The sequence below is a fragment of the Streptomyces sp. NPDC017940 genome (assembly GCF_044328435.1).
Taxonomy (GTDB): Bacteria; Actinomycetota; Actinomycetes; order Streptomycetales; family Streptomycetaceae; genus Streptomyces.
Genome location: NZ_JBIRHJ010000007.1, coordinates 185987 through 205551, shown reverse-complemented (window position 1 = coordinate 205551; position 19565 = coordinate 185987). Strand labels below are relative to the sequence as shown.

Annotated in this window: 13 protein-coding genes and 1 pseudogene; 6 read left to right on the top strand and 8 right to left on the bottom strand. The window is 73.1% G+C overall.

Translation table 11 applies throughout. The features are described from left to right. Positions 1-35 precede the first annotated feature (35 nt). Positions 36-902: a phosphotransferase enzyme family protein gene (locus tag ACH4DX_RS24525; RefSeq protein ID WP_398156699.1), complete on the top strand. Its 867-nt coding sequence runs from the start codon at positions 36-38 to the stop codon at positions 900-902. Positions 903-1244: 342 nt separating this feature from the next. Here ACH4DX_RS24525 and ACH4DX_RS24520 read toward each other — a convergent pair whose 3' ends face one another. The 4 genes from ACH4DX_RS24520 to ACH4DX_RS24505 all read right to left on the bottom strand — a co-directional run bounded on the left by ACH4DX_RS24520 (position 1245) and on the right by ACH4DX_RS24505 (position 5679). Next, positions 1245-1967, bottom strand: a complete 723-nt coding sequence (locus ACH4DX_RS24520; RefSeq protein WP_398115523.1) for a 3'-5' exonuclease — start codon at positions 1965-1967, stop codon at positions 1245-1247. A 105-nt stretch (positions 1968-2072) separates the two neighbouring features. After that, positions 2073-3311 carry an SAV2148 family HEPN domain-containing protein gene (locus tag ACH4DX_RS24515; protein WP_398115525.1) on the bottom strand — a complete coding sequence of 413 codons (1239 nt, stop codon included), beginning with the start codon at positions 3309-3311 and terminating at the stop codon, positions 2073-2075. A gap of 101 nt (positions 3312-3412) precedes the next feature. Continuing rightward, positions 3413-4771, bottom strand: coding sequence for a copper amine oxidase (locus ACH4DX_RS24510; protein WP_398156698.1), 1359 nt, complete (start codon positions 4769-4771; stop codon positions 3413-3415). 110 nt (positions 4772-4881) lie between these two features. After that, positions 4882-5679, bottom strand: coding sequence for a Tat pathway signal sequence domain protein (locus tag ACH4DX_RS24505; protein ID WP_398156697.1), 798 nt, complete (start codon positions 5677-5679; stop codon positions 4882-4884). Positions 5680-5839: 160 nt separating this feature from the next. On the opposite strand from ACH4DX_RS24505, the gene glgX reads away from it, so the two are divergent. Next, the gene (gene glgX / locus ACH4DX_RS24500; RefSeq protein WP_398156696.1) at positions 5840-7948 is read left to right on the top strand and encodes a glycogen debranching protein GlgX; all 2109 of its coding nucleotides are present in this window, start codon (positions 5840-5842) and stop codon (positions 7946-7948) included. A gap of 268 nt (positions 7949-8216) precedes the next feature. After that, entirely contained in the window at positions 8217-10853 is a 2637-nt protein-coding gene (treY, locus tag ACH4DX_RS24495) for a malto-oligosyltrehalose synthase (RefSeq protein WP_398156695.1), read from the top strand. Positions 10854-10881: 28 nt separating this feature from the next. Here treY and ACH4DX_RS24490 read toward each other — a convergent pair whose 3' ends face one another. Beyond that, positions 10882-11442 carry an FHA domain-containing protein gene (locus ACH4DX_RS24490; protein WP_398156694.1) on the bottom strand — a complete coding sequence of 187 codons (561 nt, stop codon included), beginning with the start codon at positions 11440-11442 and terminating at the stop codon, positions 10882-10884. A 78-nt stretch (positions 11443-11520) separates the two neighbouring features. On the opposite strand from ACH4DX_RS24490, the pseudogene treZ reads away from it, so the two are divergent. Next, positions 11521-13344 (top strand): annotated as a pseudogene (gene treZ / locus ACH4DX_RS24485) (malto-oligosyltrehalose trehalohydrolase); the annotation flags it as partial. Positions 13345-13454: 110 nt separating this feature from the next. Further along, positions 13455-14447, top strand: coding sequence for an aldo/keto reductase (locus ACH4DX_RS24480; protein ID WP_398156693.1), 993 nt, complete (start codon positions 13455-13457; stop codon positions 14445-14447). 71 nt (positions 14448-14518) lie between these two features. On the opposite strand, the gene ACH4DX_RS24475 is transcribed toward ACH4DX_RS24480, so the two are convergent. After that, positions 14519-15646: an aminopeptidase P family protein gene (locus ACH4DX_RS24475; protein WP_398156692.1), complete on the bottom strand. Its 1128-nt coding sequence runs from the start codon at positions 15644-15646 to the stop codon at positions 14519-14521. A gap of 192 nt (positions 15647-15838) precedes the next feature. On the opposite strand from ACH4DX_RS24475, the gene ACH4DX_RS24470 reads away from it, so the two are divergent. Next, positions 15839-16633 carry a metallophosphoesterase gene (locus ACH4DX_RS24470; RefSeq protein WP_398156691.1) on the top strand — a complete coding sequence of 265 codons (795 nt, stop codon included), beginning with the start codon at positions 15839-15841 and terminating at the stop codon, positions 16631-16633. Here the strand turns inward: ACH4DX_RS24470 and ACH4DX_RS24465 are convergent. Then, positions 16626-17219: a PDZ domain-containing protein gene (locus ACH4DX_RS24465; protein ID WP_398156690.1), complete on the bottom strand. Its 594-nt coding sequence runs from the start codon at positions 17217-17219 to the stop codon at positions 16626-16628. The genes ACH4DX_RS24470 and ACH4DX_RS24465 overlap by 8 nt on opposite strands. A gap of 280 nt (positions 17220-17499) precedes the next feature. Beyond that, complete coding sequence (phsA, locus tag ACH4DX_RS24460) at positions 17500-19509, bottom strand: O-aminophenol oxidase PhsA (protein WP_398156689.1); 2010 nt, start codon at positions 19507-19509, stop codon at positions 17500-17502. Positions 19510-19565: the final 56 nt, after the last annotated feature.

The window sequence follows — 19565 nt, the reverse complement described above, 5'->3', positions numbered from 1 at the left end:
GGCAGTGCGTGGCCGCGGGAGTGCGGAGGCGATGGATGGACGAGGCACGGGCGCGGGACGTCCTGGACGCGGCGGGTGTCGGGACGGCCGCCCGGGGCCGGGCCGAGTTGCTCGCGCTCGGCGAGAACGCGGTGTTCGCCGTGGACGACCTCGTCGTGAAGGTCGGCAGGGACGCGCCGGAGCTTCTGGAACGGGCGCGGCGTGAGCTGGCCGTCGCCGGGTGGCTGCGGGACTGCGGCGTGCCGGCTGTGCGGGCCGCCGAGCCGGAGCCGCGGCGGGTGGCCGGGCATCCGGTGACGCTCTGGCACCGCCTGCCCGACGCGGTGCGGCCCGCGGGCGCGGGGGACCTGGCGGGGCTCGTCCGCCTGGTGCACGCGCTGCCCGCTCCGCCCTTCGCGCTGCCGCGGCGGGAGTTGCTCGGCGGGGTCGAGCGGTGGTTGCGGCTCGCCGGGGACGCCGTCGACGCCGAGGACGCGGACTTCCTGCGCGAGCGGCGCGACGGGTTCGACGCGGCGGCGGCCGCGCTGGTGCCGCACCTCGCTCCCGGGCCCGTCCACGGGGACGCGCTGCCGCGCAACGTCCTGGTGGGTCCCGACGGTCCCGTCCTCGTCGACCTAGAGACGTTCTCCTGCGACCTGCGGGAGCACGACCTGGTGGTCATGGCGCTCTCCCGGGATCGGTACGGGCTCGAGGACGAGGCCTATGGCGCGTTCACCCGGGGGTACGGGTGGGATGTGCGGGAGTGGGAGGGGTGCGGGGTGCTGCGCGGGGCCCGGGAGACGGCCAGCTGTGCGTGGGTTGCCCAGCATGCGCCGGGCAACCCTGCTGCGCTGGCCGAGTTCCGCCGCCGCGTGGCGTCCCTCCGGGACGGGGACACCACCGTCCGCTGGCGCCCCTTCTAACCGGGCCGCCCTCCCCCGCCCGACGTCCCTGCACCGGCGCTCCGCGCCTTGTCCTCAATCGCCGGACGGGCTCGATTTCGCGCTGCGCGCTTGTCCTCACCCGCCGGACAGGCTTGGTATCGCGCTCCGCGCTCGTCCTCAATCGCCGGACAGGCTCAGTATCGCGCTCCCCGCTTGTCCTCACACGCCGGACGGGCTCGAAATCGCGCTCCCCGCTCGTCCTCAAACGCCGGACGGGCTGAACAGCCCCGGCTGGGCGCACCTTCTCCTCGCACCCCCCTGTGGGTGGAGAAAAGGGCGGGCGGGTGGGAGAAACCCGTCCGGCGATCGGGGACTCCCGGGTCAGGCGGGGGCGTTCGCCGGGTCGCGCAAGGGCCACGTGCCGTCCACCACGGCGGTGTCGTCCCCCTTGCGGCGAAGGAAGGACTGGAAGTCGGCGGCCCACTCGGCGTACCAACGGACCTGTCGGCGGTGCAGTTCGGCCACGCCGAGTTCGGCGACCTTGGGGTGACGCGCGCCTATCGCGCAGGCCAGGAGCGCGGCGGCGAGGGCGTCGGAGGAGGCGTCGTGGGCCGACTCCAGGGCGACGCCGTACTCCTTGCAGACCGCTTCGAGGTTGCGCTTGCCGCGGCGATAGCGGTCGACGGAGCGGTCGATGGTGTACGGGTCGATGACCGGCGCGGGCTCCGCGCCGCCGAGCCGCTCCCGCAGCGACGCGAGCCCGTGCCTGCGCAGCTCCGCGGAGAGCAGGCTGAGGTCGAACGCGGCGTTGTACGCGACGACGGGGACGCCCGACTGCCAGGCGGACACCAGGACCCCGGCCATCGCGTCGGCCACCTCCGCGGCGGGCCTGCCCTCGGCGGCGGCCCGCTCGTCGGTGATGCCGTGCACGGCGACCGCGTCCGGCGGGATCGGCACGCCGGGGTCGGCGAGCCACTCGCGGCGGCCCAGCTCCTGCCCGGCCCTGACCTCGATCACCGCCCCGGTGACGATGCGCGCCTCGCGCGGATCCGTGCCCGTCGTCTCCAGGTCGAAGCCGATCAGCAGCTCCCGGTGCCAGCCCATGGCCGCCCCCTTCGTCGTGGTGCTTTCCCCCAGTTGTCCCCACGATCGCATGCGCCACTGACAATCAGAGGGCCGGATTCCGTTTCCCCCCGGGGCGGCCGGTGTTCACGACACCGGCCGCGAGTCGGCCCACGCCGTCTCGAACTCTTCCCGGTACGTCGGGAAAAGACCGTGTTCGCCGTGATCGCCCGGTTTGACGACTCGGCCGCCGCCGCGCAGGACCAGGACGGGTGCCTCCATGCCGCGCGTGCGGCGCAGGTACGACTGCACGACGGCGATCCCGTCCGCGCCGTCGCCGTCGACGAGGTAGGCGGTGAAGCGCGGGGTCTCGTCGAAGACCTGGATCTCGAAGGCGCCGGGGTCCCGCAGCCGCGCCCGCACCCGCCGCATGTGCAGGATGTTGGACTCCACGGCACGGCTCAGCTCGCCCCGCTTCATGCCGAGTTCGCGCTCGCGCCGCTTGACGGCGCTGCTCGCGGGGTTCAGGAAGAGCAGGCGCGTCCGGCAGCCCGACTCCGCGAGCCGCACCAGGCGCCGCCCCGAGAAGTTCTGGACGAGGAGGTTCAGGCCTATCCCGATGGCGTCGACGCGCCGGGCCTCGCCGAACAGGTCCTCGGCGGGGAACTGCCGCAGGAGGCGCACCCGGTCGCTGTGCACGCCGACCACGTCCGCGTACCGGTCGCCGACGAGTTCCTCCACGGCGTCGACGGGCAGCCGGCGCGCGGAGGGGACGTCGGAGCCCGCGCCGAGCATCTCCAGGAGCCGGGCCGACGCGCGTTCGGCCTGGGCGAGGACCGTCGGGGACAGGGCGCGGTTGCGGGAGACCACGTTGCGCGTGACCTCCAGCTCGTCCAGGGCCAGCTCGACCTCGCGCCGGTCGTCGAGGTAGGGCTCGAAGCACGGCCAGTGCTGGACCATCAGCTCGCGCAGCTGTGGCAGCGTCAGGAAGCTCAGGACGTTGTCGTCGGCGGGGTCGAGCAGATAGCCCTTGCGGCGGCTCACCTCGCGGACCGCGACCGCGCGCTGCACCCACTCCTGGCCCGCGGGACCCGCCGCGGCCACCACCCACTCGTCGGCGTGGACGGGCTCGTAGACGGGACGGAGAACAGCGGCCACGACCGCGCGCAGCCGCTGCTCCACCAGGTTCAGCCAGATATAGGCACGCCCGGCGCGCTGGGCGCGCGTACGCACCTCGCGCCAGGCGTCGGCCCCCCAGTCCAGCTCGGGTCCGATCTGGGATCCCGCGTCCACCGGCCGCGCCAGCGACACGGCCGACGCCGGGATGTCGGCGGAGCCCTCGTGACTCTCGTCACCAGGGGGCAGTTCCCGCCCGGTCGAGCTCACCCACGCACCGCCTTCCGCTCCCCGGACGCTCCCCAGTCAACGATCAAGGAAGGGTACTCCGGGAGCGGCGGGCGGTGCAGCCGGATGGACAGGGTCGTGCCTCAACCGCCGAGCGGCGGCTTGCCGTTCTGCCCCGCGAGGTCACCCGGAGTGAGCGGGCTCATGGCGGTGACGTCGCGCGGTGCCATGGAGAAGCCCTGCCAGTGGACCGGCATGGGCTGCTGGTCCTCGTCCCTCGCGATGTGGTGGAAGCCGATGTTCACCCAGGTGATGGGGTGGGTGAGGGTCTGGCCGTCGACCCACTTGTCGACGCTCGCGGGCACGTTGTTGCCGCAGGAGGGGTTGTTGCTCGCGTACTGCTCGCACTTCTTGTACTGGGTGAAGAACACGTCGTGCTTGGTGTACGGCCGGCCCGCGTGCTTCTGGCTCGGACCGGGCACGATCTCGTACGACCGCGGGTGACCGTCCTTGTTCTTTCCCGCCGTCGACACCACGCGCCACCACCGCATGTCCTTGCGGTCGCCCGCGAGTTCCTTGGTGACCGGGGTGCGGGTGGTCCTCGTGGTGGGGCTGCCGCCGCCGGCGGGCGGCGGGGTGACCTTGGAGTCGTACTGCTCGACCTTGGCCTTGGGCGAGCCGTCGAGGCCGAAGTTCATCCGCCAGAAGACGTTGTGGGAGTGGCTCTCGGCCTTGGCCTGGTCGCCCTTGCCGATGGGCCAGCCACGGCTGTCGCCGCCGTCGAAGTCGTACGGCGAGAGGCTGCCGGTGGCGCCCACGTTGGAGGAGATGGTGCCGTCCGAGGAGAACCGCCACTCGGTGATGTACTCGTACCAGGAGGCCTTGTTCACGGTGTACACGAGCAGGTCCCGGCCCTGGCCGGTGTAGACCTTGCCGGTGCCGCCGGTGCTCGCGTCGTTGTTGAGGCGGTAGGCGTGCCCCCGCGCGCGCGTGGTGACGCACAGACCGGAGACGTTCCCCCGGTCGGGCACCTTGACGGTCTTGATGGTGCCGCCGGGACACTCGCTGGTCTTCAGCGTCTGTAGGGCCCTGCCGAAGTCGGTGCCCGTGATGTCGTCGAACTCGGCCTGGCCGTCGTCGTAGGGGACGTGTACCTGGGCGAGCCGGGCGCTGGTGAGGACCGGGATGGGCTTGGCCTCGCCCTTGGGCTGGTAGCTGATCTTGTCGAGGATCAGGCCCGACAGCGTGTTGTAGTGCCAGCACATGCGCCAGGTCGTACCGCCGTCGACGGTCTTCTCTATCTTGTAGGCGTCGCTACAGTCGGCCGCGGCGGCCGCCGGTGCCTTGGGCGCGGCCTTGGCTGCGGCCCTGGGTGCGGCCTTGTCGGTGGCCGACGCGGGGCCCGACGCCGCTATCGCGGCCCCGAGCAGCGCGGTCACCGCGAGGGCCGTACCGGCCCCCCTGCGGGCGCGCGTCAGTCTCTTGCCGTGCGAGACGTGCATACGGAAATGGCTCCTTCTTGAGGAGAGTGGCTCGCTGGGAAAGGGTCTCTCCAGGAGATGGGCTCTTCGGGAGAGTGCTCGCGGGGAGAGCGGGTGGTGTCCTGCCGGATTCAGGCGAGACGGCCCACGCTGCGCGCGCTCAGGTCGACGACGAAGGACCGGGTGTCGATCCACGGCCCGCTCTTGACCTTCGCCACGACCTGGAGGCAGCGGTGCTTGCCGCACTCGGCCAGGTCGGACGGCACGCTCCTGATCGTCTCCTTGCGGAAGACGAAACCGCTCAGCTCCAGGTCCCCCGGTCCTGCGAGCGCCTTGCCCGTGGCCTTCTTGAAGTCCTGCTTCAGGCCCTTGCCGTGCTCGTCGGCGATGAGCAGGCTCGCGGCCTCGGTGAGCTCATCGGCGCTGGGCGGCGGCTGGACGTTCTGGGCCTGCTGCGTCGTCTCGACCTTGCCGGTGGCGAGATTGACCGTCTTGGTGACGACGGTGTCCTTCTTGTAGTCGTAGTAGACGACCTGGGCGCGGCGCGGCGCACCGGCGCCGCTCTCGCCCGGCTCGCTCTCGGCGAGGTTCGTGGAGAGCCGCTGCGGGCCCCTGTCCCCCTCGACGTCCCGCGCGCTGGAGCGCAGGCCGTTGCTGTTCAGGGCCGCCTTCTGGGCCCGTTCGGTCTCGGCGTCGGTCAGCGGGTCGCTGCCTATGCCCCGGTCCTTCTCCTCGGGAGCGGCCTCCACCACGCCCTCACGCCCCACCGCGTCCTGCGCGGCCGTGCCCGCGGCGGTGCTCCGCTCCCCTGCGTCCCCGGCTCCTGCCTGGTCGGGCAGGGTGACGGCCACCATGGTCGCGGTGGCGGCAACCGCAAGGGCGCCGCCGGCGACCACCTTCCCCAGGTGACGTCTGACTAGCTTGCGCACATCCTCCCCCTATCTCCCCGTTCCAGCCCCTTTTTGGGGCATGTCGAGTATGTGGACAGTCGGTTAGACGGCTCCGACTCCACTGGGGTTGCCCCACTTTCGCGCAGACTCCGGGACATCTCCGGTCATGATCGGCGGCGATCGTGGAAGAGTCTTAGACATGCAGGTGTGGCCTGGGCAGGCGTACCCCCTGGGTGCCGCGTACGACGGCGCCGGAACGAACTTCGCGGTCTTCTCCGAGGCCGCCGACCGATTGGAGCTGTGTCTGCTGCACGACGACGGTTCGGAGACCGCCGTCGAGCTGCGCGAGTCCGACGCCTTCGTGCGGCACGCCTACCTCCCCGGCGTCATGCCGGGCCAGCGGTACGGCTTTCGCGCGCACGGCCCCTACGACCCCGCAAGCGGGTTGCGGTGCAACTCCGCCAAGCTGCTCCTCGACCCCTACGCCCACGCCGTGAGCGGCCGGGTGGACTGGGGCGAGGAGGTCTACGGCTACCACTTCGGGACCCCACTGCGGCGCAACGACCTGGACTCGGCGCCGCACATGATGGCGTCGGTGGTGGTGAACCCCTACTTCGACTGGGGCGACGACCGTCCGCCGCGCACCCCGTACAACGAGACGGTCATCTACGAGGCCCACGTCAAGGGGCTCACGATGCTGCACCCCGAGCTGCCGGACGAGCTGCGGGGCACCTACGCGGCCCTCGCGCACCCGGCGATCATCGACCATCTGACCCAGCTGGGCGTCACGGCCCTGGAGCTGATGCCGGTCCACCAGTTCGTCAACGACCACCGCCTGGTCGACATGGGCCTGAACAACTACTGGGGCTACAACACCATCGGCTTCTTCGCCCCGCACAACGCGTACGCCTCCTGGGGCGACCGGGGCGAGCAGGTCCTGGAGTTCAAGTCGGCGGTGCGGGCGCTGCACGCGGCCGGCATCGAGGTGATCCTCGACGTGGTCTACAACCACACGGCCGAGGGCAACCACCTGGGCCCCACGCTGTCCTTCCGGGGCCTGGACAACGCCTCGTACTACCGGCTCACCGACGATCCGCAGTACTACATGGACACCACGGGCACCGGCAACTCACTGCTCATGCGCAGTCCGCACGTCCTCCAGCTGATCATGGACTCGCTGCGGCACTGGGTCACGGAGATGCATGTGGACGGCTTCCGCTTCGACCTCGCGGCGACGCTGGCGCGCCAGTTCCACGAGGTGGACCGGCTCTCGTCGTTCTTCGACCTGGTGCAGCAGGACCCGGTGGTCAGCCAGGTGAAGCTGATCGCCGAGCCCTGGGACGTCGGCGAGGGCGGCTATCAGGTGGGCAACTTCCCGCCGCTGTGGACGGAGTGGAACGGCAAGTACCGCGACACGGTGCGGGACCTGTGGCGGGGCGAGCCGCGCACGCTCGCGGAGTTCGCGTCCCGGCTCACCGGCTCGTCCGACCTGTACCAGGGCGACGGCCGGCGGCCGCTCGCGTCGATCAACTTCGTCACGTGCCACGACGGCTTCACGCTGCACGACCTGGTCTCCTACAACGAGAAGCACAACGCGGACAACGGCGAGGACAACCAGGACGGCGAGAGCCACAACCGCTCATGGAACTGCGGCGCGGAGGGCGAGACCGATGCCCCCGACGTCCTCGCGCTGCGCGCCCGGCAGCTGCGCAACTTCATCGCCACGCTGATGCTGTCCCAGGGCGTGCCGATGCTCAGCCACGGCGACGAGTTCGCCCGCACGCAGGGCGGCAACAACAACGCCTACTGCCAGGACAACGACGTCGCCTGGGTGCGCTGGCCGGACGGCGAGACGACGCTGCTCGCGTTCACGCGCGCGATGACGTGGCTGCGCCGCGACCACCCGGTGTTCCGGCGGCGCCGCTTCTTCCACGGCCGTCCCGTCGAGGGCACGCACGACGACCTCTCGGACATCTCCTGGTTCACGCCCGAGGGCGAGAAGATGACCCGGGAGGACTGGAACGCCGCGCAGGCGCGGGCGCTGACGGTGTTCCTCAACGGCAACGCGATCTCCGAGCCCGGTGAGCGCGGCGAGCGGATCAGCGACGACTCGTTCCTGCTGATGTTCAACGCCTCCGCCGACCCCCTGGACTTCGTGGTGCCGGTCAACCAGGGGGCGCAGTGGCAGGTGGTGGTGGACACCGCCCGGGAGGACGGGGTGCCACCGGGTACGGGGATGAAGGTGCGGGCCGGTGAGCGGGTCACGCTCGTGGACCGGAGCCTGACGGTGTTGCAGCGCCCCGGCTGAGGGAGCGGCCGGGGGGCCGGGGTTCGCGCGGCTCCCCCTGCCGGTACACCTCCGGTGTGGCCCGCACCCCGGGGCGCCCACGGCCGGTGGCGGCCCGGGTACCGTCCTGTGCCGTCCCCGGGGGGCGCGTGTTCGCGTCGCGCGCCCCGTCGTCCCGGGCTCCCCCGTCACGTACCTTCTCAGCCATCGTTGGACGGTAGCGGCGGGCCCGCCGGGGCGCGCTCGCGTCGAAGGCACGAAAGACCGCCAGGAGGGTACGTACGTTCGCATGACGCCACAGCGCTCCGAATCCGTGGTTCCGCCGCCGCCGACCGCCACCTACCGGCTTCAGCTCCAGCCGGACTTCCCGTTCGCCGCGGCCGCGCGGGCGGTGCCGTACCTGGCCTCGCTCGGCGTCTCGCACCTGCATCTGTCGCCGGTCCTCGACGCGGTCCCCGGGTCGACGCACGGGTACGACGTCGTGGACCACGGGAGCGTGCGCGCCGAGCTGGGGGGCGAGGAGGGGCTGCGGGCGCTGTCGGACACCGCGCGCGCCGCCGGGCTCGGCCTCGTCGTGGACATCGTGCCGAACCACATGGCCGCCCTGCCGCGGCACAACCGGGCGCTGTGGGAGGTGCTCCGCGAGGGGCCGCGCTCTCCGTACGCCCGCTGGTTCGACATCGACTGGGCGGCGGGCGGCGGGAAGGTGCTGCTTCCCGTCCTGGGCGACCCCCTCGGCGGTGAGCTGGCGCACCTGCGTGTCGAGGGTGGCAACCTCGTTTACTTCGACCATGTGTTCCCGCTGTGCGAGGGCACCGAGGAGCTGCCGCTCGACCGCCTCCTCGACGCCCAGTGGTACCGGCCCGCCTGGTGGCGCCTGGCCCGCACGGAAGTCAACTACCGTCGCTTCTTCACCATCTCGGACCTCATCGCCGTACGGGTCGAGGACCCGGAGGTGTTCGACGCGACGCACGCGACGGTGCTGCGGCTGCTGCACGAGGGTGTCGTGGAGGGCCTGCGCGTCGACCACCCCGACGGACTCGCCGACCCCGGGGCGTATCTGCGCCGCCTGCACGAGGCGACCGGCGGGCGCTGGACGGTCGTCGAGAAGATCCTCGCCGACGGCGAGCGGCTGCCCGCCGCCTGGCCGGTGGCGGGCACCACCGGCTACGACGCGCTGCGGCACGTCGACGGGGTCCTCGCCGACGAGTCCGGGAGCGGTGAGCTCCGCGCCCGGTACCGCAGGTTCGCCGCCCCGCCCGCCGACCGCGGCGGCGACTGGGCGGCGACGCTGCGGCGGGCCGCGTACAAGGTGGTCACGCACGAGCTGGCCGCCGAGATCGACCGCCTCACGCGCGAGGCGGCGGCGCTGTGCGCGGCGGACCCGGCCTTGCGCGACCACGCGCCGTGGGCCCTGCGGGCAGCACTGCGCGAGCTGCTCGTCCGCCTGGAGGTCTACCGTCCGTACGCCACCGGGGGCGCCGACCCCGAGACGGTCCTGACGCCCGGGGCGGCGGCGGACGCCAAGACGGTGTTCGCGGTCCGGGAGGAGGCCGGGGCGGTGGACGCCGTGCGGGGGCTCGTGCTCGGGCTCGTGCCCGCGGGGCGGGGGGACGGCGTGCCCGCCGGGGTGGACGGGGCGCGGAAGGCGTTCGGGGCCCGGTTCGCGCAGACCGCTGCGGCGCTGCGGGCCAAGTCCCTGGAGGACACCGCGTTCTACCGGCACGCGCCGCTCCTGTCGGCCGCCGAGGTGGGCGGCTCGCCGGACCGTCCCGCCGTGGACGTGGCGGAGTTCCACGCGTACTGCGCGCGCGTGCAGCGCGACTGGCCCTATACGGGCACCGTCATGACGACGCACGACACCAAGCGGAGCGCCGATGTGCGGGCGGGTGTGAGCGTCCTGTCGCAGACGCCCGCGCGGTGGGCGGCGCTCCTCGCGGAGGTGACGCGCAGGACCGAGGCGGGCGGCAGGCGGGCGCCCGACCCACAGCTGGCGTGGGCCGCGTGGCAGACCGCGATGGGGTTCGCCCCGGCCGCGTTGTCGACGGGGGCGGCGGGCGTGACGGGCGTGGCGGAAGGGGCCGGTGCGGCGGAAGCGGCGGAAGCTGAAGGAGTAGCGGAAAGGGCCGGTGTGACGGGAGCGGCCGAAGCAGCGGAAGCGGCGGAAGCTGAAGGAGCGGCGGAAGGGGCCGGTGCGCCGGAAGCGACGAGAGCAGCGGAAGCCGCGGGGCCGTACGCGCAGCGTCTTCAAGGCGCGCTCCTGAAGCACGTCCGCGAAGCGGGTCTGCACACCAACTGGACGGAGCCCGACGAGGCGTACGAGCAGGCGGTGGCGGCCTTCCTGGAGGCCGGACCGTGCGGGCCGCCGCTGCACGCGGTGACCGACTTCGCCGCCGAACTCGCCCCGCACATCAGGGCGAACGTCCTCGGCGGAGCCCTGCTGCACCTCACGATGCCCGGAGTGCCGGACCTCTACCAGGGCACGGAACGCGAGTACCACGCCCTGGTCGACCCCGACAACCGGCACCGCGTCACCTTCGACCCCGCCGTCCTTGAGGGGCTGGACGGGCCCGGAAAGGCCCGGGGGCTCTCCGACGAGAAGCTGGCGGTGACGGTGGCGGCGCTCCGGCTGCGCGCCCGGCGGCCCGAGCTGTTCGGCGGCGCGGGCACCTACGAGCCGCTGCCCGCGGTGGGCGCCGCGGCCGGCCACTGCCTGGCCTACCGGCGTTCGGGGAACGTGGTGGTGGCCGTGACCCGGCTGTCCCTGCTGCTCGCCGACGCGGGCGGCTGGGGGGACACCGAGCTGCCGCTCGGCGGGGACGGCTGGCGCGATCTGCTGGCTCCGGGGCGTCAGTTCACCGGCAACGCACGCGTGGCGGAGCTGTTCGCGGAACTGCCGGTGGTGCTCCTGGAAGCACTCCGCTGAGGCCGGGCCGCGAGGGCGCGCGCCCCGCTCAGGTCGTCGAGAGGCAGAACGTGATGCTTCCGAAGGCGACCTGGTCACCGGCCCTGACGACGGCCGCGCCGATCACCCGGCGGCCGTTCACCGCCGTGCCGTTGGTCGAGCCGAGGTCCCGCAGGACCCACAGGCCGCCCTGGAAGGTCAGTTCGGCGTGCACGCGCGAGACGGTGTCGTGGCTGAGCCGCAGGCCGTTCGCCGGGTCGCGGCCTATCCGCAGCGGGTACGCGCCGGGGGCCGGGAGCAGCAGCTTGGGCAGCCGCTCGGACTGCCAGGCCCTGCGCAGCTTCACCGTGAACCCGGACACCGCGCCGACCGAGCCGAGCACCAGCTTCGACCAGCGGCCCTCCGTGCGCAGATCGGCGGTGAGCGCCGCCAGTTCGTCCTGGCACCGGGCGGCGAGGGCCAGCTCCATGCGCCGCACGAACGTGTCGTGGGAGAGCCTGCCCAGTGCCGCGCCCTCTCTGAGGACCGCGAGGGCCCGCTCCCGCTCGGCGTCGGTGAGCCGCGCCGGGACGGCTGCGGGCTCGGAGGGGAGCGGCAAGGGCGAGGTCACGCCCGCAATTGTCGGCCAGGTCCGGCCGGGTGTCCAGAAAACGGCGGTCCGCCGAAGACGCGTCAACCGGGCGAACGGCCCACTGACCGGCACGCGCGTGGGGTACGGGTGCCCCGTACGGCAATGGGCGACGAAGGGACAACCGTGAGGTTCGAGGTGTGGGCGCCGCACGCGGAGCGCGTGGATCTGGTACTCGGGGGCACCGCGCACACGATGGCGCGTGCCGAGGAGCGCCCGGGGTGGTGGGCGGTGGCGGCGGAGGGCTCCGACGGCACGCGGTACGGCTTCTCGGTGGACGGCGGGCCCGCGCTGCCCGACCCCCGTTCGGCCCGGCAGCCGGACGGGCCCGACGGGCCGAGCGCGGTCGTGGACCACGGGCGGTACACATGGCGGGAGCCGTGGGCGGGGCGGGCGCTGCGGGACGCCGTCCTGTACGAGCTGCACGTGGGGACGTACACCGAGGAGGGCACCCTGGACGCGGCCGCGGAGCGCCTCGGCCACCTCGTCGAACTCGGCGTGAGCCACGTCGAGCTGATGCCGCTCTGCCCCTTCCCCGGGCGGCACGGCTGGGGCTACGAAGGCGTGTCGCTGTGGGCGGTGCACGAGCCGTACGGCGGACCCGAGGCACTGAAACGATTCGTCGACGCCGCGCACGCGCACGGGATCGGCGTCGTCCTCGACGTGGTGCACAACCACCTCGGGCCTTCCGGCAACCACCTGCCCGCGTTCGGCCCCTACTTCACCGAGACCCACCACACGCCGTGGGGCGCGGCCGTGAACCTGGACGCGCCGGGTTCCGACGAGGTGCGCGCGTACCTGGTGGGCAGCGCCCTGGCCTGGCTGCGGGACTACCGGATCGACGCGCTGCGCCTGGACGCCGTGCACGCGCTGCGTGACACCCGTGCGCTGCACTTCCTCGAAGAGCTCGCGGCGGCCGTGGACGGGCTCTCCGAGGAACTCGGCAGGCCGCTCTCGCTGATCGCCGAGTCCGACCTCAACGACCCGCGCCTGATCGCTCCGCGCGGGAGCGGCGGAAGCGGCGGCCTGGGTCTGCACGCGCAGTGGAACGACGACTTCCACCACTGTCTGCACACCGTTCTCACCGGTGAGTCCCAGGGCTACTACGCGGACTTCGCCGTGACGCCCCTTGCCGCGCTGGCCAGGACGCTGACCCACGGCTTCTTCCACGACGGCACGTACTCCAGTTTCCGCGGCCGCGGCCACGGGCGCCCCGTGGACCGCGCCCGCACCCCCGCGTACCGCCTGGTCGGCTACGCCCAGACGCACGACCAGGTCGGCAACCGCGCCCAGGGGGACCGGCTCTCGGCGACGCTGTCCCCGGGGCTGCTCGCGTGCGGGGCGGCCCTCACGCTCACCGCTCCGTTCACGCCGATGCTGTTCATGGGCGAGGAGTGGGCGGCGGGCACGCCCTGGCAGTTCTTCACCGACCACACGGACCAGGAGCTCGCGGAGGCGGTGCGCCGGGGAAGGAGACGGGAGTTCGCCGCCCACGGCTGGGCGGAGGACGACATCCCCGATCCGCAGGACCCGGCGACCCGGGCGCGTTCCTGCCTCGACTGGTCGGAGCCGCGCAGGGAGCCCCACGCGCGCGTGCTCGCCTGGTACCGCGACCTGATCGCGCTGCGCCGCGCCCGCCCCGACCTGACGGACCCCGATCTGGCGGCGGTGCGGGTCACGTACGACGAGGCCGCGCGCTGGTGCGTGGTGCGGCGCGGGGACCTGCGGATCGCCGTGAACCTGTCGGGGGCCGACGCCGTGGTCCTGACGGGGGCGCCGCACGCACGCGTCCTCGCGACGTGGCAGCCGGTCGAGGCGCCGGGGGCGGACGGGGCGCTGCGGCTGCCCGCGGAGTCGTGCGCGGTGCTGCTGGCTTCGGGGTGAGGGGGGCGGCGCCCCGGGGGCGGGGTCGTCGGGTCGCCGTCGGCCCTTGACCTGCACCGCACTTCACGTTCTAGCGTGCCTGACGCGGACCCTACGAGGAGGACGGTTTGATGGAGCAGCGGTACCTGGGACGGACCGGGCTGCGGGTGAGCGAGCTGTGCTTCGGCGCCATGATGTTCGGCGGGGGCGCGGACGAGGCGACGGCGCACCGCATGCTGGACGCGTTCACGGCGGCGGGCGGCACGTTCGTCGACACGGCCGACGCCTACGCCGGTGGCGTGTCGGAGGAGGTGCTCGGCCGCTGGCTCAAGGGCCGCCGCCGCGACGACCTGGTGATCGCGACCAAGGTGTTCCTGCCGATGGGCGAGGGCCCCAACGCGCGCGGCCTGAGTCGCAAGCACATCCTGTCGGCGGTGGACGCGAGCCTGCGCCGCCTCGGCACGGACTACATCGACCTGTACCAGACCCATGTGTGGGACGCCCGTACGCCGCTCACGGAGACGCTGTCCACGCTCGACGCTCTGGTGCGCGCCGGGAAGGTCCGCTACCTGGGCACGAGCAACGTCAGCCCGGCGCAGCTCCAGAGGGCCCTCGACCTGTCCCGGGCCCGCGCCTGGGAGCCGTACGTGTCCCTGCAACCGCGCTACAACCTGCTCGCCCGCGAGGTCGAGTGGGAGCTGCTTCCGCTCAGCGCGGCCGAAGGGGTCGGCGTCATTCCGTACAGCCCGCTCCAGGCGGGCTGGCTGTCGGGGAAGTTCCGGCGGGACCTGGCGGCGCCGCCCGCGGGGGCGCGGGGCAGCGGCGACTGGGAGACGCGGGCGACCGAGGAGACCTGGCGGGTCGTGGACGCGGTGGCCGCCGTCGCCGAGGAGAGCGGGCGCACGCCCGCGCAGGTGGCGCTGCGCTGGCTGCTCCAGCAGCAGGGGGTGACCGCGCCCATCGTGGGCGCGCGCTCGGTGGAGCAGCTGACCGACAACCTCGGCGCGGTGGGCTGGCGGCTGACGGCGGAGCAGGAGCGGCGCCTGACGGAGGCCAGCGCGCGGCCGCTGCCGTATCCGTACGACCTGCTCGCCCACTTCACGGACGAGCGGCCGCACGGCTGACGGACCGCATGGGTGCGCCGAACGCCCGGCTGTCGCATCGCCCGGGCGCGCCGCGCCGCCACCGCCCGGGCTCAGTCGACGATCGCCAGCTCGCGCGAGGTGGTGTTGAAGCGGCGGCCGCCGTCCTCCGTCACCGTGACGATGTCCTCGATGCGGACGCCGAAGCGGCCGGGCAGATAGATGCCGGGCTCCACGGAGAAGCACATGCCGGGGACGAGCGGCTGCTGTTCGCCCTCGATCATGTAGGGCGGCTCGTGCGTGGTGACGCCGATGCCGTGGCCGGTGCGGTGGATGAAGTACTCGCCGTACCCGGCCTCGGTGATGACCGCGCGGGCCACCCGGTCGACGTCCTGGCAGGCCATGCCGGGACGGACCGCGCGGCAGGCGGCCTCCTGGGCCTCGCGGACGACGTCGTGGACGCGCTGCTCCTCGGCGGACGGCTCGCCGACGTGCACCGTGCGGGAGGTGTCGGAGCCGTAACCGTGCCGCAGGCCGCCGAAGTCGAGGACGACCATGTCGCCCCGCTCGATGACGCGGTCGCCCGCCTCGTGGTGGGGGCTCGCGCCGTTGGGTCCGGAGCCGACGACCGTGAAGTCCACCTGCTCGTGCCCGCAGCGGCGCAGCAGGTCCGCGAGGTCACCGGCGACGTCGGTCTCCCTGCGGCCCGCGAACGGCACCTTCTTGATCTCCTCGTACGTGGCGTCGGCGGCGGCACCGGCCGCGGCGAGGCGCTCCAGCTCGGCCGCGTCCTTGACCGCGCGGAGCATCGGCAGGGCCTCGGTGAGCGCGGTGTAGGAACTGCCGGGCACCTGCCGCTGGAGGCCGAGGAGATGCAGGGCCCAGGCGTTGTCGCTGACGCCGTACCGGCCGCCCGCGGCGAGGAGCGGCGCGGTCACGGCGTAGGGGTCCACGCCGTCCGTCCAGTCCCGCAGGGTCAGCGCGGGCGCACCGGTCGCGCGCTCGGCGTCGGGAGCCTCCAGCGTCGGCACCACGAGGACCGGGTCCTGTCCCGCGGCCAGGACGAGGAGGGTCAGGCGTTCGGTGTCGGCGGGGACCCGGTAGCCGGTGAGCCACACGAGGTCGGGTCCGGGCGCGACGACGACGCCCGCGAGACCCGCGTCGGCGGCGGCGCGCGCGGCGCGGTCCATGCGGGCACGGTAGTCGTCGGCGGTGAACGGAGCCGGCGCGGGCGTGGTCATGAGGCCTCCTGAGCCTGGTGCGTGGGCATGGGGATCTCCCCCCGGCATCCTGCACGTCGGCCCCGTCCCGCGCGAGCGCGTATCGCCTACCTGTTCCGGTGCCACCGGACTTCCGGTGGCCGTTCCCCCCGATCAGGCCTTGATGCTTGGATGCGTTCCGGCCATCGACCGAGGAGCAGAGGGGCGTACGGCATGCTGGTACTCGCGCAGATCAGTGACCTCCACCTGGACGGGACGGCACGGGCCACGGAGCGCGCCGAGCGGGTCCTCGACCACCTGCGGGCGCTGCCAGGGCCCCTCGACGCCCTGCTGGTCACCGGTGACATCGCCGACCACGGCGAGGAGGCCGAGTACAAGGAGGCCGCGCGCCTGCTGTTCACCGACGCGCCCTGGCCGGTCCTGACCTGCCCGGGCAACCACGACGTGCGCGGCCCCTACCGCACGGCGCTGCTCGGCGAGAGCGAGCCCGCCGCTTCCGGGTCCCCCGGCGCCGAACCCGCCGCCCCGGAGGCCGCGATCAACCGCGCCCACCGCGTCGGCGGCGCCGAGATCCTGATGCTCGACTCCAGCCTGCCGGGCAGCGACGAGGGGCTGCTCGACGAGGAGACGTACGCCTGGCTCGAGGAGCAGCTCGCCCGGATCGCCCGCGGCGGTGACGACGTGCCGGTGCTGCTCTCCTTCCACCACCACCCCGTGCGGATGCACCATCCACGCCTGGACACCTGGCGGCTGCGGGAACCGGGGCCGCTCGCGGCGCTCGTGCAGCGGCACCCGGAGATCGTGGGCCTGATCATCGGGCACGCGCACACCCCGGCGGCCACCACCTTCGCCGGACGGCCGCTGATCGTCGGGCCCGGGGTGGTCTCGACGCTGCGTCTGCCGTGGGAGGGCGAGGGCCTGGTCGACCTCGCGCCGCCCCCCGGGCTCGCCTTCCACGTCCTGGACGACGAGCGGCGGCTGACCACGCACTTCCGCGTGGTCACGTGACGAGCCCCGGCTTGACCGTCACCGTCTCCTGCACTCCGGACGCGTGACGCACCGTCACCGCCACGTCCCGGCCCGGCCGTGCCGCCGCCACCGCCTTCGCCAGGTCACCGGCCGAGCGCACCCGCGTCCCGTCGAACACGAGCAGCACGTCACCCCGGACCAGGCCCGCCGCCAGGCCGGGGCCCGGCTGGTGCACGCCGGTGAGCCGGGCTCCGCCCCGGCCTGCGGCGTCGACGGCTTCGACGCCGATGGCGGGGCGGAGGGCGGGCGGCCGGGCGGGCGCGACGCCCTCGCTGGTGGCGGCCCCGCGTGCGGGGCCGGGCGCCGCGGCCCCCTGCACACCCTGCGCACCCGGCACGCCCTGCGCCCCCTGCACACCTTGCGCACTCGGCACGCCTCGCGCACCTTGTGCGCCGTGCGCACCGGGAACCCCCTGCGCGCCGGCCTGCTTCTGCATCTCCGCGAGTCTGCTCATGCTGATGACGGTGACCCCCACGGTGCCGAGGCCCACGCCCACGAGCACCAGGGCCGTCGCGCACACCACGCCGAGGAGGAACGTGCGGAGCCGTCTGCCCCGGCGTCTCACCGCGTGCGGTCGGGCATCCCTTCCGGACGCGCGGGCCCCAGGAGGGGTACGGGACGTGGCGGACGTGGCGGGTGATCGGCCGGGGCCCGGCTCGTGACCCGGCAGGGGCTTCGGACGCAACGCGGTCTGTTCCATGGCTCGCCTCCGGCCACAGCTCTACCCGCCGTGACCCCGCGCGACGATTCACGAAAGAGTGATGTCCAGGCGTGCGACGAACGTGTCGGCGGGCCCGGGGACCTCCCGGTGGACCACGCGGCCCCGGGCGCCGCCGAAACGTTCCTCAGTGACCGCCGCCGTGCCCCCCGTCGTGGCCGCCGTGCCCGCCGCCGTGTCCGCCGTGGTCGAACTTGAGCGCCTCCTTGGGCATCACGACGAACGGCCGCATCATGCCCATGTCCTCGTGCTCGAGGAGGTGGCAGTGGTACATGAAGCGGCCGTACGCGCCGTCGAACCTGCCGATGACGCGCAGCATCTGGCCTCCGGGCACACGGAAAACGTCCTTCCAGCCGCGTTCGTTCGGCGCCGTCGGTATCGGCGCCGGGTCGTGGGCGACCGGGGCCCCGGCGCGGGTGCCGCCGATCGTCACGTCGAATCCGGACGCGTCGTACGCGGCGCGGCCGAGGAGCTGGAAGTCGGCCAGGTGGACGTGCATCGGGTGGGTCACGTTCGGGTTCACCGCGAGGTTCAGGAAGCTCCACTGCTCGTACGCGCCCTCGGCGACGGTGAAGCCCAGGCCGTCGTTGAACGTACGGGCGATGCGCCGGTACGTCTTCGTCACCCCGTCCGGCCCGCGCACCTGGATGATGCCGTCGGCGGGGATCCGCACGGAGCCGGGGTCCTTCACCTCCACCATCTCCCACATCTCCGGGTGACCGCCGCCGCCCCTGGTCGCGGGCGGGGTCAGCACCACCAGGCGGTGGCCGTGCGGAACGCCGTGGCCGATCGCACGGAAGGATCCTGACAGGACCTCCGGCAGCCGGAAGGTCTCGGGCGCGCCGCCGCCCCGGCCCACCCGGAACTCCATGACGTGCGGATAGGCCACGTCGCCCGCCGGGTCGGGCACCCCGGGCGCCGCGTTCGGGCCCTTGTTCACCAGGCGGACCCGCTTGCCCGCGAGTTTGCGGAAGTCCACGAGCAGGTCGAAGCGCTCCGCGGACGCCACCGTCAGCGTGGGCATGGCCGCGTCGAAGTCGATGGGCACGGGCCGGGGCAGCAGCCCGCCGTCGCTGCCTATCTGGTGCAGCACGCCCGGCACGGGCTTGTTGTCCTCGTCGACGACGACCAACTCGTACGTACGGGCGTTGGAGGCGTTGACCAGGCGGAAGCGGTACCAGCCCGGCGCCACCTCCGCGTGCGGCCAGATGCGGCCGTTGACCGTGGTGTACGGGCCGGTGAAGGGCAGGGACACCGGCTTGCCCGTCTCCGCGTTCTTGGGGTCGACGATCGTGGTCTTGTGCAGGAGGCGGCCGGTGATGCGGCCCTCCTCGTCGGTGTCCAGGTTCCGGTCGGCGATCAGGAGCGGGATCTCGCGCGTGCCGGACGGGAGTTGGAGCGCGTCCTCCTCGTCGTCGCGGACGAGGTAGGTGCCGTAGAGGCCCGCGTAGACGTTCCACCGGGTGATGTTCATGGCGTGGTCGTGATACCACCAGTGGACGGCCTGGTGGTCGTTCGGGTACTCCGAGAGCTGGGCGTCGCCGTAGCCCACGGCGTTGTCCGTCCAGCCGTCGTTGCCGCCGCCCGTCTGCGCGCCGTGCACATGCGTCACCGTCCACGCGGGCAGCGCGGCCACGTCCTTGTTGGGCTCGACGCCGTCGCGGCCCGGGCGGGTGCTCGGCGGCGGTGTCGTGCGGGGCGCCTCGACGGCCGTGACGGGGAACTCGCTCTCCCTGGGCACGCGGTTGGTCCAGGCGATGCGTATGCGCTCGCCGCGCCGCACCTCGATGGTGGGGCCCGGCACACAGCCCTCGTACCCCCACATGAGGGTGGGCGGCAGCTGCGGGTGCATGCGCACCCAGGTCGGGCGGACGGCTATCTCGGTCTCCTCCCGCACGTCGCCGCCCGCGGGGCGCAGGACCGGAGGGACGGTCAGAGGCGCCACGTACGGCACGAGTTCGCGGACGCCTGTGCCTGCGTACGCTCCCGTGTCTGTGCCTGTGTCTGTGTCTGTGTCTGTGTCTGAATCTGCATAGGCGCCTGCGCCTGCGTCTGTGTCTGCGTATGGGCCTGCGTACGTGCCTGTGTGCGGGTCAGTACCGGTGTCTGTGTGCGGGTCGATGCGGACGTCGGTCATGGTCGAACACCCCCGTGTTCCCCTGCTTCCACTTTCCCCTGCAATACATCCTTCAC